Genomic DNA, 15,944 nt, shown 5'->3' on the forward strand with positions numbered 1-15,944 from the left:
AACATGGAATGAGTGTTTTGTTTTGTTAGGAGTCGTATTAAGATAAAAAATATATTGTGCAGCATGTATTTTGCGACTTTATGTTTGCGCGATTTATATTTCGGATAAACTAATAATAGTTAACTGTTACTGATATATTGAGTAGCGACAATATAAACAGCAGTTAATTATTAAGTGGTGATTAATGTTCTCCTAGACACACTACAGAAAGCACACTTGTTTGCTCACAAGTGTGCTTTTTTATATTTGAAATTTTACTATTTTCTTTATACATAAGTGTAGCCAACCTAACATTGAGCATTTACTCAGTTAAATTGTGTCGCTACACTTGATGTACAAAAATTACGTGTTTAGCCTGCTAACAACGAACAGTAGTGGTGTTGTTATAGTTTAAAGAATGTTGCAAGCTCAGATGTCGGTAGGATATGACCAACATAAAAGCTACCAAAATCACCATAGCGTGCTGTTGTTTCATCAAAGCGCATTTCATAAACGATTTTTTTAAATTGCAATGGGTCATCTGCGAATAATGTTACGCCCCATTCGTAATCATCCAATCCTACTGAACCAGTAATAAATTGTTTGATTTTACCTGCGTATTGACGGCCGATTTTACCATGTGCATACATTAACTCTTGACGTTTTTCTAATGGCAACATATACCAGTTATATGTTTCGTTACGACGTTTATCCATAGGATAGAAGCAAATGTACTCGGCATGTGGTAGTTCTGGATATAAACGTGGTTTAATATGTGGGTTTTCATATGGATCTTCATCAGATTTACCAGCTAAATAATTACCAAGTTCAATGATGGAAACATATGAATAAGTTGGAATTAAATAATCTGCTATTTTTAATTTATTAAAGTCATTTTCAATAGCATTTAACATTTTTAATTCAGGGCGTAGTACCCATAGTAATAGGTCTGCTTTTTGACCAGTAATATTATAAAGCGCATGGTCGCCTACATTATTTGTACGTGCTGCTTCGTGTGTTGTTAAAAAAGATTGTAATTCATCTACCATCGCTTGACGTTCTTCAGATGGTAATAGACGTAATGTAGTCCAATCTATTGCATAAAATAAATGTAAACTGTACCATCCATCTAATGTTTCAGGTGCTTGTGGCATTTAAATCGCTCCTTTATAAAATACTTAATACCTCACTGAAAATTCTATCATAAAGGTATCTTGATAACATAAGTAAATGTTTACAAATTGGTGACATGGAATTCTATCGCAAAATAACGTATAATGACAAAGGAAAATCACTATAAACTATACTCAAAATTTCAAGGAGGCTATTATGTCTTTATTAGATGTATTACAAGAAAAACTTTCAGGGAAAAATGTCAGAATCGTTCTGCCAGAAGGTGAAGATGAGCGTGTGTTAGCTGCTGCGGTAGAATTACAAGCAACAGATTATGTGACACCAGTATTATTAGGAAATGAAGCAAATGTAAAAGCTTTAGCAGCAGATAAAGGTTTCGACATTGCTCAAATAGAATTAATCGATCCAGCAACAAGTGACTTAAAACAAGAATTAGTAGAAGCATTTGTAGAACGTCGTAAAGGTAAAGCAACTGAAGAACAAGCACAAGAAATGTTACAAAACGTGAACTATTTCGGTACTATGCTTGTATACACTGGTAAAGCTCAAGGTCTAGTGAGTGGGGCTGCACATTCTACGGGTGATACAGTTAGACCTGCATTACAAATCATCAAGACAAAGCCTGGAGTATCTAAAACATCTGGTATCTTCTTTATGATTAAAGATGATCAACAGTATATTTTTGGTGACTGTGCAATTAATCCTACATTAGAAGCACAAGATTTAGCTGAAATTGCTGTAGAGAGTGCAAAATCAGCACAATCATTTGGTATGTCACCACGTGTGGCAATGTTAAGCTTCTCAACTAAAGGTTCTGCTAAATCAGATGATGTTGAAAAAGTTTCAACTGCAGTTGAATTAGCACAAGAAAAAATTGCTGAAGCACAATTAGAAGATGTTATTGTTGATGGCGAATTCCAATTTGACGCAGCGATTGTTCCTGAAGTTGCGAAGAAAAAAGCACCAGGTGCTCAAATTCAAGGCGATGCAAATGTCTTTATTTTCCCAAGTTTAGAAGCGGGTAATATTGGTTATAAAATTGCACAACGTTTAGGTGGATTTGATGCAGTTGGACCTGTTTTACAAGGTTTAAACTCTCCAGTTAATGACTTATCTCGAGGCTGTTCAACTGAAGACGTTTATAATCTTTCAATCATTACTGCAGCTCAAGCACTACAATAATGGACTTAGCAAGTAAATATTTTAATAGTATAGATTGGCGTTATATTGATCATTCTTCTGGTTTAGCGCCAATGCAATCTTTTGCGTTTGATGATACTTTTTGTGAAAGTGTAGGTAATGATGATTCACCAAATGTGGTACGTACGTGGGTACATCAGCATACCGTTATTTTAGGAATTCATGATTCACGACTACCTTATTTGCATGATGGCATTAGATTTTTAACTGAGGAACAAGGTTATAATGCGATTGTGAGAAATTCAGGTGGTCTGGGTGTAGTTTTAGACCAAGGCATTTTGAATATTTCATTAATATTTAAAGGTAAAACTGAAACTACAATAGATGAAGCTTTTACAGTTATGTATTTATTGATTGCTAAGATGTTCGAAGATGAAGGTGTAGAAATTGAAACACACGAAATAACGCAATCTTATTGTCCAGGTAAATTTGATTTGAGTATTAACGGCAAAAAATTTGCTGGCATTTCACAACGTCGCGTACGTGGTGGAATAGCTGTACAAATTTATTTGTGTGTCGAAGGTTCTGGAGCTGAACGCGCTGAAATGATGAAAACATTTTATGAACGCGCATTGAAAGGCGAATCAACAAAATTTAAATATCCTAATATTGAGCCAAACTATATGGCATCACTTGAGACTTTGTTGAATAGAGAAATCACAGTCCAAGACGTAATGTTCCAATTGTTATATGCAATGAAAGATTTAGGTGCCCGTTTAAATATGGAACCCATTACTGAAACAGAATGGGAACGTTATGATGGCTACTTTGACAAAATGATTGCACGTAATGAAAAATTAAATAATCGAATGGATATATAAGATTATTTTGTAATTTTAATAAAATTAACTTAAACGGTGCTGTAGTAAGGTACACTGGACACGATTGTTTAGTGTACCTTTTTCTTTTTGTTGAATTATAGAAATTAAAAAAGTAATATAGTAAAAGTGTAGTATTTCTGAAAAATAAAAAACCAGAAAATAGCGTAACTTTTTGAATATAATATAATTGCGCATTATAATGGAGAAGTATGGTTATGAATTAGTAGCAGGTGTTAATTTTGGATGAGTGAGTATTGATTTTCACCAAAGACAACCATAGTGCTGCTAATTCAATGCTGTTTATGGAGTGGAAATTTCAAACATGCTTCCTAGTAGAACTGTAGTAAAAGAGAAATACTGAATGAAAATTAACAATAATCTAAAGGTGATTGAGAAAATGGCACAATATGGATATGGGGAAGCAAATGGAAAAGTGATATTAATTGGTGAGCATGCAGTTACTTTTGGTCAACCAGCAATTGCCATTCCATTTACTTCTGGAAAAGTAAAGGCAACAATAGTTTCACTAGAACAACATGCAACTTCAGAAATTGATAGTGATGTCTACAGAGGCTCGCTAGCGGAAGCACCAGAACATTTAAAGGCAGTGGTTACAAGATTTATTGAACGTCATAACGTGACACAACCAATTAAAATAACAACTGAAACAAATTTGCCACCTTCAAGAGGGTTAGGTTCAAGTGCTGCTTTTGCGGTTGCATTTGTACGTGCGAGTTATGATTTTATCAAGCAACCACTTTCTGATGAAACGTTAATTGCAGAAACGAATTGGTCTGAACAAATTGCACATGGCAAACCAAGTGGTATAGATGCCCAAACCATTGTGTCAAACAAACCTGTATGGTTCAAACAAGGTAGTGTTACGACATTAAAGCCATTAGACCTAGATGGCTATATGGTTGTAATTGATACCGGTATTTTAGGTTCAACCAAACAATCTGTAGAAGATGTTCATAGATTGTGTGCTTCTGAGGAAAAATATCTGCAATATATTAAAGAAATTGGTAAACTAGTTTATGATGCACGTAACGCTATTGAACAACACCAATTTGAAAAATTAGCACCTGCATTTAACTGGTGTCAAAAATATTTGAAACTATTAACTGTAAGTCATGAAAAAATTGAAACAATTTTAGAAGAAAGCAACAAGCTAGGCGCGGTTGCAGGTAAGCTGACTGGCAGTGGTAGAGGTGGCAGTATGATAGTACTAGCAAAAACGCTTGAAATTGCTAAAAAAATTGAACAAAGCGCTCAAAAGCTTGGAGCGCAGCATACATGGATTGAAAATTTAGGAGGTTAACAAGGTGGTTAAAAGCGGTAAAGCACGCGCACATACAAATATTGCATTGATAAAATATTGGGGAAAAGCAGATGAAGATTTAATTTTACCTATGAATAATAGTTTATCAGTATCTCTAGAGCGGTTTTATACTGAAACGAAAGTGACATTTAGTGAATCTTATACAGAGGATACTTTAGTGTTAAATGGTGAAACTGTTAATGCGGCAGAAAGTAAAAAAATCACTCGATTTATGGATATGTTGAGAGCAAAGACGAATACTACTTTGTATAGCTATATTGAAAGTGAAAATTTTGTACCTACTGCAGCTGGTTTAGCCTCATCTGCTAGTGCGTATGCAGCTTTAGCGTCAGCATGTAATGAAGCGTTACAATTAGGTTGGTCTGATAAAGAGCTGTCGCGTTTAGCGCGTAGAGGTTCAGGTTCAGCATCTCGTAGCATATTTGGAGGCTTCGTTGAATGGGAAAAAGGGTACGATGATACAACATCATATAGTTTTCCTATTGATGCCGATCGTTGGGAAGATGACCTAGCGATGATTTTTGTTGTTATCAATAATAAATCCAAAAAAGTATCAAGCCGTGCAGGTATGTCATTAACACGTGATACATCAAGGTTTTATCAATATTGGTTAGACCATGTAGATGAAGATATAGCAGCTGTTAAAGAAGCGATATCACGCAAGGACTTTAAGGGTCTTGGTGAAGTCATTGAAGCCAATGGCTTACGAATGCATGCAACCAATTTAGGTGCGCAACCCCCGTTTACTTACTTAGTGCCTGAAAGCTATCAAGCTATGGAAGTGGTTCATCAATGCCGTGAATTAGGCTATCCATGTTATTTCACAATGGATGCAGGACCTAATGTTAAAATTTTAGTGGAAAAACATAATCAAGCTCATGTAATTGAACAATTACACCAACATTTCGAACCACACCAAATCATCGCAAGTGACATCACGCGTTCAGGAGTAGAAATTATAGAATAAGGAAGAGATAAAATGATTCAAGTAAAAGCACCAGGAAAGCTCTATATTGCAGGAGAATACGCAGTTACAGAACCTGGCTATAAGTCTGTATTGATTGCAGTAGATCGTTTTGTGACAGCTTCTATTGAAGATACAACATCGTTAGCAACACAAGGTACGATACATTCTAAAACATTACATCATGAACCAGTGACATTTCAGCGACGAGAAGACAAAATTGCAGTGTCAGATTTACATGCTGCGAAACAACTAAAATATGTAATTACTGCGATTGAGGTATTTGAGCAATATGTACGTAGTAACGATATTAGTTTAAAGCATTTTAATTTAACTATTGATAGTAATTTAGATGATGCATCTGGTCATAAATATGGACTAGGTTCGAGTGCAGCAGTTTTAGTTTCTGTGATAAAAGCATTAAATGAGTTTTATGATATGCAATTGTCTAATTTATATATTTATAAATTAGCAGTCATTGCTAATATGAAATTACAAAGCCTAAGTTCATGTGGCGATATTGCAGTGAGTGTGTATACAGGTTGGTTAGCCTATAGCACTTTTGATCACGAATGGGTGATGCAACAAATTGAAGATACTTCTGTCAATGAGGTGTTAAATAAAAACTGGCCAGGGTTACATATTGAGCCATTGCAAGCACCAGAAAATATGGAAGTGTTAATTGGATGGACAGGTTCGCCTGCTTCATCACATCATTTAGTGAGTGAAGTGAAAAGGCTAAAAGCAGATCCGACTTTTTATGGCAAGTTTTTAGAGCAATCTCATACCTGTGTGGAAAAACTCATACATGCGTTTAAAACTAACCATATTAAAGGTGTACAACAAATGATTCGTCATAATCGTAAAATCATTCAACAAATGGATAATGAAGCGACGATTGATATTGAAACGCCACATTTAAAAACACTATGTGAAATTGCAGAAAAGCATGGCGGGGCCGCTAAAACATCCGGCGCTGGCGGTGGAGATTGTGGTATTAGTATTATAAATAGTGATAGTAATAAAAAGCATATCTATAAAGAGTGGAAATCACATGAAGTTATTCCTTTAGAATTTAATGTTTATCATGGGCAATAGTAGACGATAAAACATTGTCTAAACACGTAAACTAAAAAGTAATAGAATATACTGAAATGAGCTTGCTAGATCAAACCAACTACTTTTGACCTAACAAGCTCATTTTTATGTATCTTGAGCAATTTTATAATCATGGTACGTACGCACGATATAATCAAAAATTACATAATAGGGTGTAAAGCTATAATATTGTTTATGGTTGAAAAAAGTAATTGGCGTAGTGCTCACATAAATGTTAAAAATAGCATGTTGTGCTATAAAGTTATCTTGTAATGTTGTAATAGATACGTATGGTAAGTTGCGTGTTTTTAATAATTGTACTGGATATTCAATATGTTTTGTTGCGCCTGATAGCGAAATAATAAAAAGTAAGTCGGTATCGCGCATTTGATCGATTGCTAACAACAATTCACTTTCATCATTCAAGATAATAACACGTTTGGAAATGGAGAGCATATGGCGTTGGGCATCTCGGGCGACATTTTGTTGCGCCATGCCTGTACCAAAAATATAAATAATTTCAGCTTGATCAATACGTTGATTTAACACTGTATAATCTAACATTTCTAAATGTTCCACAGTACGTTGGACATCCTCCATAACGGCATGTGCATGTACCAGTTGCTTGGGTACAGCTTGTTGTTGTTCCATTTTAATATGAAATTTAAAATCACTGTAGCCTTCAAATCCTAATTTTTTTACTAGTCGATGAATGGTTGAGATAGATGTGTGCGTAAGGTGACTTAAATCTTGAATTTTCATTGTTACCATTTCGTCAATATGTTGATGAATAACGTTAATGATATGTAAGTCGTTGTCGTTTAAAGCATCATAATGTTTGTTAATCAGAGGATCGAGTATCATAAAAGATTATTTCACACCTAACATGGAAAATTTTTCGCTACTTGGAAATATATTCTAATATTAATACATAAATTCTAAATACGTCAAAATTATTGGTCATATGAAGCTTTTATATTACGATTAATGCAAACATAATATTTTATAGCAACATAAATGATTGTCATTTGTGTTTTTTAATAACTTAAAATGAAAACGCTTCCTTAAAAGGGTGAAAGGATGAGATACATGAAATTGAATGTTGGTATTATTGGTTGTGGTGGTATTGCAAATGGTAAACATTTACCTAGTCTACAAGCTATTGACGAAGTGAGGTTAACAGCTTTTTGTGACCTTGAACAAGCGCGCGCAACAGATGCAGCTAATAACTATGGCAGTGAAGAAGCACGTGTTTATACAGATTATCGTGAACTATTAGCAGATAATTCTATTGATGTTATTCATGTTTGTACTCCGAATAGTTCACATAGAGATATAACAGTTGCAGCATTGGACGCTGGTAAACATGTGATGTGTGAGAAACCAATGGCCAAAACGACTGCAGAGGCCAAAGATATGATTGCTGCTGCGAAACGAAATAACAAAAAGCTGACAATTGGTTATCAAAACCGTTTTAGAACAGATAGTCAGTATTTACGTCAAGTGACGCAACGTGGTGATTTAGGAGAAATTTATTTAGGTAAGGCACAAGCTATTCGCCGTCGTGCTGTACCAACTTGGGGAGTATTTTTAGATGAGCAACAACAAGGTGGAGGACCACTCATCGATATTGGAACACATGCTTTAGATTTGACTTTATGGATGATGGATAATTATGAACCGGAATCGGTTATGGGATCAATTTTTCATAAGCTAGGACAAAAAGCAAATGCAGCTAATGCTTGGGATTCTTGGGACCCTGAAGCATTTACAGTCGAAGATTCTGCATTTGGTTATATTAAGATGACTAATGGAGCTACTATCATTTTAGAATCAAGTTGGGCATTGAACACTTTAGATGAAGACGAAGCAAAATGTGCATTATCAGGTACTGAAGGTGGTGCTGATATGAAAGATGGCTTACGTATTCACGGAGAAGACATGGGCAAACTCTATACGAAGCATATTGCATTAGATAATGAAGGTGTTGCTTTTTATGAAGGCGAAGATGAAGATGAAGCAGAAGTAGAGGCAAGAGCTTGGATTGATGCGATATTGAATGATACAAAACCAGTAGTTGACCCACAAGAAGCACTAGTTGTTACTCAAATTTTAGAAGCTATTTATCAATCTGCGCAAAGTGGTCAAGCAGTGTATTTCAATAAGTAAATTTCAGTTGAGGAGTGATTAAATGAAAGTAACAGTATGGAATGAATATCGTCATGAACAAGAGAATGAAGAGGTACGTCAAGTTTATCCTAAAGGGATTCATCAAGCCATTGCCCAATTTTTAACAGATGAGCATAAGGTGACAACAGCAACGTTAGACCAACCAGAACATGGTTTGACAGAGTCAGTATTAGCACAAACGGATGTCTTAATTTGGTGGGGACACAAAGCCCATGATGAAGTTGACGATGCAATTGTCGATCGTGTAAAAGCACATGTTCTTAATGGTATGGGACTTATTGTGTTACACTCAGGACATTTTTCAAAAATATTCAAAACACTTATGGGCACAACTTGTGATTTAAAATGGCGTGAAGCAGATGATAGAGAGCGCTTATGGGTTATTGATCCGACACACCCAATTACGACTGGATTACCGTCGTATTTTGAATTAGATAAAGAAGAAATGTATGGAGAGCATTTTGATATTCCAGCGCCTGATGAAACGATATTTATTAGCTGGTTTGAAGGTGGAGAAGTTTTTAGAAGTGGAGCGACGTTTAAGCGCGGAAACGGTAAAATATTCTATTTCCGACCAGGCCATGAAACTTATCCAACTTATTATAATAATTATGTACAACAAGTGATTCGCAATGCTGTGAAATGGGCGCAACCCCAGGCGACACCAAAGCATGATTATGGTAATGCTCAACCATTAGAACATATTACAAAAAAATAATTCTAGGAGGCACTTGACGTGGATAAATTAAAAATCGGAATTATTGGTGTCGGTGGTATTGCCCAAGGTAGACATATACCTGCATTTACAGAAATGAGCGATAGAGTAGAATTGGTCGCAGTCCATGATGTTAACCAAGAGTTAGCGGAGTCTATAGCTGAACAGCATCACATTCCACATGTATGTACTGATTATAATGACGTATTTCCATATGTGGACGCCGTTACAATTTGTACGCCGAATAAATTTCATGCGGAAATTAGTATTGCCGCATTACAAGCAGGAGTCCATGTGTTATGTGAAAAACCGATGGCCATGACACCAACAGAATGTGAGGATATGGTTGCAGCTGCGCGTAAACACAATAAATTGTTATCTATTGCTTATCATTATCGTTATACCGAAGCAGCGATACGTTCAAAATTAGCGGTAGAAGCAGGTGCTGTCGGTAAGCCTTTAGTTATTCGTGTACAAGCGCTACGTAGACGAAAAGTACCGGGTTGGGGAGTCTTCACGAATAAAGAATTACAAGGTGGCGGTAGTCTTATAGATTACGGTTGTCACTTTTTAGATTTATCATTATGGCTTTTAGGCGAAGTCAAACCGGTAGAAGTGTTAAGCAAAACGTATAATAATTTAAGCAAAATGCCGAATCAACTGAATGAATGGGGCGCAATAAATCACGAAACGTTTGATGTCGATGATCACGTCACTAGTTTTATTACCTTTGATAATGGAGCAACGATGCATTTTGAATGTTCATGGTCTGCAAATGTCAAAGCAGATCAAATGCATATAAGTATTTCGGGAGAGCAAGGTGGCTTAAATGTTTATCCTTTTGAAACGTACACACCCAAATACGGCACATTTGTTACGGAAAGTGCAGATGCGCCTCATGATGAACATAAAGCAGCTCAACAACAGGCGCGTAATTTTGTAGATAGTTGTTTAGGTCTAGACACATTAGTAGTACAACCTGAAGAAGCACAAACTGTTAATCAGCTTATCGATGCAATTTATCGCAGTAGTGAAACAGGTCACAGTATAGTAATGGAATAGGAGGAATGCAAGATGAAAATAGGTGTTTTTACAGTATTATTCCAAGATAAGTCATTTGAAGAAATGTTAGATTATGTTGCGGCTGCAGGTGTGACTGCAGTGGAAATCGGAACTGGAGGCAATCCAGGTAATCATTTTTGTGATGTTGATGCATTATTGGCAAGCGAAACGGAACGTGACAGTTTTTTAGCGGCCATCCATAACCGCGGATTAACTATTAGCGCTTTCAGTTGTCATGACAATGGTGTGTCTCCGAATCAAACAGAAGCAGACTTAGCCCATGAGACATTAGTGAAAACTATTAAATTAGCGTCATTGCTCAATGTCCCGGTAGTGAATACATTCTCTGGAGTTCCTGGCTCAGATGATGATGCAAAGCACCCTAATTGGCCAGTAACACCTTGGCCAACTGCATATAGTGATATATACACATGGCAATGGGAAGAGAAATTAATACCTTATTGGAAAGAAGTAGCAGAAATTGCGCAAGCACATGATGTAAAGATAGGTATTGAATTACATGCAGGTTTTTCAGTACATACACCTCATACATTACTCAAATTGCGCGAAGCTACTAATGAGTCTATAGGTGCCAATTTAGACCCGAGTCATTTATGGTGGCAAGGCATTGACCCAGTAGCAGCAATTAAAATTTTAGGTAGAGCAAATGCTATACATCATTTCCATGCTAAAGATACTTATATAGATCAAGATAATGTTAATATGTATGGTTTAACAGATATGCAACCGTATAGTGAAGTGGCAACTCGTGCTTGGACTTTTAGAACTGTAGGTTATGGTCATTCGCCACAAGTTTGGAGTGAGATGATTAGTGCGCTCCGTACTTATGGTTATGATTATGTAATTAGTATTGAACATGAAGATCCGATTATGTCGATAGAAGAAGGTTTTCAAAAAGCAGTTGCTAATTTAACTTCAGTAAACATTAATCAACCTGCTCCAGATTTATGGTGGACATAAAAGAGAATAATATATGATAAACGGCTGGAACATTATTTGTGTTTCAGTCGTTTTAGTTTTTCGTATTGAAAGACTTGAAATTATTATGAGAAAGCGTACAATAATTAAAGTTATGATAACTAAATGCTATCTATCAAGTTGTGTTACTTAAGCATCAATAATGCATCAAGTAACTGTGCGCATTTTATATTATTTAGAAAATGAAAGGTGGGGTGAATGTGCACAATAAGTTTTTAATTTGTGATGACTGCCAAGGCGTTGATTGTAAATCTTTAGAAAACAAGCTGTCAAAATTAGATCCGCAAGCTGAAATAGAAATTGGTTGTCAATCATATTGTGGTCCCGGACGGCGTAAAACATTTGCCTTTATCAATAATAGGCCACTGGCAGCTTTAACTGAAGAAGAATTAATGGAAAAAGTAACGAAGCATTTACAAAAACCACGTGATCCAGAAGAAGAAGAACGATTGAGAAAACGTAACGAAGAACGAAAGCGTCGTAAAGAAGAACAAGATCGTAAGCTTAAAGAAAAATTAGCAAAGAAAAAATAACATACATAGATCAGGCTATATGCACTTTGACCAAAGTGCATATAGTTTTTTTAATATATATATGAAATTATGGATTTTTATAAGAAAAAGTGTGTCAAACTATAGCATTAAATTTGTGAAATGTTATCATAATATTGTGAATATATTATAAAAGAATTTACAATATTAACTGTATGTAAATAATCTAACTATATAAAAGTAGTATGTATTAAAAAAATGTAAACTAATTAAACTATTAATATAAATGGTTACAATGTCTTAAAAAAGGTAATAGTAATCAAAAAAAGGAGATAATAAGTTATGACGGAACAAGTAAGACTTGGAAAATCAGATGTCTATGTATTTCCTGTCGCACTAGGCACGAATGCAGTAGGTGGACATAATTTATATAATGATTTAGATGAAGAACAAGGTAAAGAAGTTGTGAGAACAGCGATTCGAAATGGTATTAATTTATTAGATACTGCGTATATCTATGGCCCTGAACGATCAGAAGAATTAGTTGGTGAGGCATTAAAAGAATTTCCAAGAGATGAATTTGTGATTGCTACCAAGGGTGCACATTATTTCGATGATAATGGCGATGTGCATTTTTCTAATGATCCTAAGTTTTTAAAACAACAAGTAGAGGATAGTCTTAAACGCTTGCAGTTAGATTATATTGACTTATACTACATTCATTTTCCAGATGATGACACAGCTAAAGACGAGGCCGTTGCAGCATTAAAAGAACTGAAAGATGAAGGCAAGATTAAAGCGATAGGCGTATCCAATTTTTCGTTAACACAATTGAAAGAGGCTAATAAAAATGGTGACGTTGATGTTGTGCAAATGGAATATAATTTATTAAATAGAGAGAATGAAAAAGTGCTTGAGTATACTGCAGCAAATCAAATTACTTTTATTCCATACTTCCCATTAGCTTCAGGCATACTTGCAGGTAAGTATAACGAAAATACAACTTTTGATGATTTACGTGCAGAAAATCCAGAGTTTCAAGGTGACAAATTTAAAGAAAACTTAGAAAAAGTCGATAAATTAAGAAGTATTGCAGACAATCATCGTGTTGATGTTGCACACATTGTATTAGCATTTTATTTAACTCGTCCATCACTTGATGTAGTCTTACCAGGTGCTAAACGTGCAGTCCAAGTTGTTGATAACTTAACAACAACAGAAGTTAAGTTAACAGATGATGAAATTGCAGAAATTGATCAAATATTTCCTATATAGAGTAATAGAGTAATAGCCCTAAAGCACTAAGCAAAAAGAATTGTATAGAAGGAGAAACTAATGATTACAGTATTATTTGGAGGGAGTCGTCCAAAAGGGAACACCGCGCAGTTGACGCAATTAGCATTAGAGGGACATGAATATAATTGGATAGATTTAACGACATATCAATTGAATCCTGTCAGAGATTTACGTCATGAAGACACTGAGATTAATCATTATGAAGATGATTATGCAACTATTATTGATCAAGTATTAGCGAGTGACACAGTGATATTTGCTTCACCTATTTATTGGTATAGTGTGTCTGCTTCTATGAAAAGCTTTATTGATCACTGGTCAGAAAGTTTGTTGGACCCGCGTTATGCAGATTTTAAACAACAAATGGCAACTAAAGACTTTAGACTTATTGTTGTTGGGGGTGACTGTCCTCAAGTAAAAGCAAAACCATGTATTGCGCAAATGAAATACAGTTTGGGCTTTTTAGGTGGTCAACTCAATGGTTATATTATCGGTACAGCGGAACGACCAGGTGATATCGAGAAGGACACATATGCCTTCAAAAGAGCACGTGAATGGCAACAAACATTAAAAGATTAAAGACAAATATGGTATATAAATATAATACAGGAATCGATTCAATCGCGATGATATATTGCTTAGAATCGGTTCTTTTCCTATTTAAATCGCTATAATACGTATAGTCGCAAATGCATTGGAATATGTGAAAGGTAGTTAAATAATAAAAGGTCACATGCGATATAGTTTACGTATGGTGACTGATGGAATTATGATATAATATAGCTACTAATTAGCCTATCAAACATAGGGGGACAGCAACATGTACAAAGTAAGAACGGCAACACCATATGATGTTATTGGCATTAGAAATGTAGCAACAAAAGCTTGGTATAACACATATCTGAATATTTATGCAGCTAAAACAGTTAATGAATTGTTAGCTGCTTCATATAATGAAGAGCATTTAAAAAAACGCTTGGAATCACAATTGTTTTTAGTCGTTGAATCTAACGATGAAATTATAGGTTTTGCGAATTTTATTTATGGGACAGAACTTTATTTATCAGCTCACTATGTGACACCAGTGTCACAACATCATGGGTATGGCACTGATTTGTTAGAACAAGGGATTGCCCAGTTTAAAGATCAATATGATGAAATATTTTTAGAAGTTGATAATAAAAATGATGAAGCGATGGCATTTTATAAACATAAAGGCTTTGAAGTAGTTCGGTCGTATGAGCATGTAATGTATGGTGAAACTATGGATTTAGCTTTAATGCGTAAAAAGCTGTAGACGTTTCAGCTATTAGTGAATAGGAGGACTATTTTGACACAATCAACATATGCGACGCAAAAATTACCTGAAGAAAAAGTATTTAAAGATCCGATACATCGCTATATACATGTTAAAGACCAAGTTATTTGGGATTTAATTAAAACTAAAGAATTTCAACGTTTAAGACGCATCAAGCAACTAGGCACATTATATTTATCTTTCCATACTGCAGAACATAGTCGTTTTGGTCATTCATTAGGTGTATATGAAATAGTGCGTCGACTTATTGACGAATCATTTTCAGGTCGTGAAGCATGGAATGATGATGATAGACCATTAGCGTTGTGTGCCGCATTATTACATGATTTAGGTCATGGTCCTTTCTCACATAGCTTTGAAAAAATATTTAATACTGACCACGAAGCTTTTACACAAGCTATTATTACTGGACCAACTGAAGTAAATGAAGTGTTGCAGCGTGTAGCACCGACATTTCCTGAAGAAGTGGCTAATGTGATAAACAAATCGCATAGTAATAAATTAGTCATCTCAATGATATCATCACAAATTGATGCTGATAGAATGGATTATTTGCAAAGAGATGCTTATTTTACTGGTGTATCGTACGGTCAATTTGATATGGAGCGTATTTTACGTTTAATGCGTCCTTCGAAAGAAGAAGTACTTATTAAAGAAAGTGGTATGCATGCAGTAGAAAACTTTATTATGAGTCGTTATCAAATGTATTGGCAAATATATTTTCATCCAGTAAGTCGTGGTGGAGAGGTATTATTGAATAATTGTTTAAAACGTGCAAAGCAACTCTACAACGAAGGATATCAATTTAAAATGTATCCAACTGATTTCGTACCGTTCTTCGAGGAAACGATGACGATAGAACAATATATAGACTTAGACGAAGTAGTCGTCTTGTACTATTTAAAAGCATGGGTACATGAAGCGGATACTATTTTAAGTGATTTAGCTCGACGATTTATTAATCGTGATTTATTTAAGCATATGCCGTTTGATGGTTCAATTATTACCATTACTGAGTTAACAGATTTATTTATTCAGGCAGATATAGACCCTAATTATTATTTCGTAAGTGAATCATTTAGTGATTTACCATATGACTATGATCGACCAGGTTCCAATCGCCAACCTATTCATCTATTGAGACGTAATGGTTCAATTAGAGAAATTAGTAACCAATCGTTAATTATTTCGAGTATTACCGGTATACAAAGAGAGGATTATAAATTATATTATCCGAAAGAATTACTCGTGAATGTAGAAGATGATCAAGTGCGTAATGCGATTATTAGTTTGCTGAACGAATTAAACTAAGTTATTGTGACAGTGAAATATATA

At 35.1% G+C, this 15,944-nt stretch carries 16 protein-coding genes; 14 read left to right on the plus strand and 2 right to left on the minus strand.

Annotation, left to right across the window (positions count from 1 at the left end; genetic code table 11):
- Positions 1–383 precede the first annotated feature (383 nt).
- Entirely contained in the window at positions 384–1,133 is a 750-nt protein-coding gene (gene hemQ / locus CD036_RS03740; protein ID WP_002510779.1) for a hydrogen peroxide-dependent heme synthase, read from the minus strand.
- A 172-nt stretch (positions 1,134–1,305) separates the two neighbouring features.
- Here hemQ and pta point away from each other — a divergent pair, with 172 nt between their 5' ends.
- The 5 genes from pta to CD036_RS03765 all read left to right on the plus strand — a co-directional run bounded on the left by pta (position 1,306) and on the right by CD036_RS03765 (position 6,538).
- A complete protein-coding gene (gene pta / locus CD036_RS03745; RefSeq protein WP_103388025.1) occupies positions 1,306–2,295 on the plus strand; it encodes a phosphate acetyltransferase in 990 nt (329 codons plus the stop codon).
- Entirely contained in the window at positions 2,295–3,134 is an 840-nt protein-coding gene (locus tag CD036_RS03750; protein ID WP_002510781.1) for a lipoate--protein ligase family protein, read from the plus strand. Before pta ends, CD036_RS03750 begins: the two co-directional genes overlap by 1 nt.
- A 397-nt stretch (positions 3,135–3,531) precedes the next feature.
- The gene (gene mvk / locus CD036_RS03755) at positions 3,532–4,455 is read left to right on the plus strand and encodes a mevalonate kinase (protein WP_021459202.1); all 924 of its coding nucleotides are present in this window, start codon (positions 3,532–3,534) and stop codon (positions 4,453–4,455) included.
- 4 nt (positions 4,456–4,459) lie between these two features.
- The gene (gene mvaD, locus CD036_RS03760; RefSeq protein ID WP_002510783.1) at positions 4,460–5,443 is read left to right on the plus strand and encodes a diphosphomevalonate decarboxylase; all 984 of its coding nucleotides are present in this window, start codon (positions 4,460–4,462) and stop codon (positions 5,441–5,443) included.
- A 12-nt stretch (positions 5,444–5,455) separates the two neighbouring features.
- Positions 5,456–6,538, plus strand: coding sequence for a phosphomevalonate kinase (locus tag CD036_RS03765; protein ID WP_002510784.1), 1,083 nt, complete (start codon positions 5,456–5,458; stop codon positions 6,536–6,538).
- 105 nt (positions 6,539–6,643) lie between these two features.
- Here the strand turns inward: CD036_RS03765 and CD036_RS03770 are convergent, their stop codons facing one another.
- Positions 6,644–7,402 (minus strand): MurR/RpiR family transcriptional regulator, encoded by a 759-nt coding sequence (locus CD036_RS03770; protein WP_002510785.1) that lies wholly within the window; start codon positions 7,400–7,402, stop codon positions 6,644–6,646.
- 225 nt (positions 7,403–7,627) lie between these two features.
- On the opposite strand from CD036_RS03770, the gene CD036_RS03775 reads away from it, so the two are divergent.
- From CD036_RS03775 to CD036_RS03815, 9 genes are all read left to right on the plus strand, one after another.
- Positions 7,628–8,707, plus strand: coding sequence for a Gfo/Idh/MocA family protein (locus CD036_RS03775; protein ID WP_103388026.1), 1,080 nt, complete (start codon positions 7,628–7,630; stop codon positions 8,705–8,707).
- Positions 8,708–8,729: 22 nt separating this feature from the next.
- Positions 8,730–9,446 (plus strand): ThuA domain-containing protein, encoded by a 717-nt coding sequence (locus tag CD036_RS03780; protein ID WP_021459201.1) that lies wholly within the window; start codon positions 8,730–8,732, stop codon positions 9,444–9,446.
- Positions 9,447–9,464: 18 nt separating this feature from the next.
- Positions 9,465–10,505: a Gfo/Idh/MocA family protein gene (locus CD036_RS03785; RefSeq protein ID WP_021459200.1), complete on the plus strand. Its 1,041-nt coding sequence runs from the start codon at positions 9,465–9,467 to the stop codon at positions 10,503–10,505.
- Between the two features lie 12 nt (positions 10,506–10,517).
- The gene (locus tag CD036_RS03790; protein WP_021459199.1) at positions 10,518–11,486 is read left to right on the plus strand and encodes a sugar phosphate isomerase/epimerase family protein; all 969 of its coding nucleotides are present in this window, start codon (positions 10,518–10,520) and stop codon (positions 11,484–11,486) included.
- 218 nt (positions 11,487–11,704) lie between these two features.
- Entirely contained in the window at positions 11,705–12,037 is a 333-nt protein-coding gene (locus tag CD036_RS03795) for a YuzB family protein (protein ID WP_002510790.1), read from the plus strand.
- A 300-nt stretch (positions 12,038–12,337) separates the two neighbouring features.
- Entirely contained in the window at positions 12,338–13,270 is a 933-nt protein-coding gene (locus CD036_RS03800) for an aldo/keto reductase (protein WP_002510791.1), read from the plus strand.
- A gap of 60 nt (positions 13,271–13,330) precedes the next feature.
- The gene (locus tag CD036_RS03805) at positions 13,331–13,870 is read left to right on the plus strand and encodes a flavodoxin family protein (RefSeq protein WP_002510792.1); all 540 of its coding nucleotides are present in this window, start codon (positions 13,331–13,333) and stop codon (positions 13,868–13,870) included.
- A gap of 241 nt (positions 13,871–14,111) precedes the next feature.
- Entirely contained in the window at positions 14,112–14,588 is a 477-nt protein-coding gene (locus CD036_RS03810; protein WP_002510793.1) for a GNAT family N-acetyltransferase, read from the plus strand.
- 33 nt (positions 14,589–14,621) lie between these two features.
- On the plus strand, positions 14,622–15,920 hold the full coding sequence (locus tag CD036_RS03815; RefSeq protein ID WP_002510794.1) for an HD domain-containing protein: 1,299 nt from the start codon (positions 14,622–14,624) through the stop codon (positions 15,918–15,920).
- The last annotated feature ends 24 nt before the right edge of the window (positions 15,921–15,944 follow it).

Source organism: Staphylococcus arlettae (genome assembly GCF_002902345.1).
Classification (GTDB): Bacteria; Bacillota; Bacilli; order Staphylococcales; family Staphylococcaceae; genus Staphylococcus; species Staphylococcus arlettae.

What these genes read in the sequence shown, in the direction of transcription:
- hemQ (WP_002510779.1), bottom strand. Translation starts at nt 1,133, where the DNA reads ATGCCACAAGCACCTGAAACATTAGATGGATGGTACAGTTTACATTTA.
- CD036_RS03750 (WP_002510781.1), top strand. Translation starts at nt 2,295, where the DNA reads ATGGACTTAGCAAGTAAATATTTTAATAGTATAGATTGGCGTTATATT.
- mvk (WP_021459202.1), top strand. Translation starts at nt 3,532, where the DNA reads ATGGCACAATATGGATATGGGGAAGCAAATGGAAAAGTGATATTAATT.
- CD036_RS03765 (WP_002510784.1), top strand. Translation starts at nt 5,456, where the DNA reads ATGATTCAAGTAAAAGCACCAGGAAAGCTCTATATTGCAGGAGAATAC.
- CD036_RS03770 (WP_002510785.1), bottom strand. Translation starts at nt 7,402, where the DNA reads ATGATACTCGATCCTCTGATTAACAAACATTATGATGCTTTAAACGAC.
- CD036_RS03775 (WP_103388026.1), top strand. Translation starts at nt 7,628, where the DNA reads ATGAAATTGAATGTTGGTATTATTGGTTGTGGTGGTATTGCAAATGGT.
- CD036_RS03780 (WP_021459201.1), top strand. Translation starts at nt 8,730, where the DNA reads ATGAAAGTAACAGTATGGAATGAATATCGTCATGAACAAGAGAATGAA.
- CD036_RS03790 (WP_021459199.1), top strand. Translation starts at nt 10,518, where the DNA reads ATGAAAATAGGTGTTTTTACAGTATTATTCCAAGATAAGTCATTTGAA.
- CD036_RS03800 (WP_002510791.1), top strand. Translation starts at nt 12,338, where the DNA reads ATGACGGAACAAGTAAGACTTGGAAAATCAGATGTCTATGTATTTCCT.
- CD036_RS03805 (WP_002510792.1), top strand. Translation starts at nt 13,331, where the DNA reads ATGATTACAGTATTATTTGGAGGGAGTCGTCCAAAAGGGAACACCGCG.
- CD036_RS03810 (WP_002510793.1), top strand. Translation starts at nt 14,112, where the DNA reads ATGTACAAAGTAAGAACGGCAACACCATATGATGTTATTGGCATTAGA.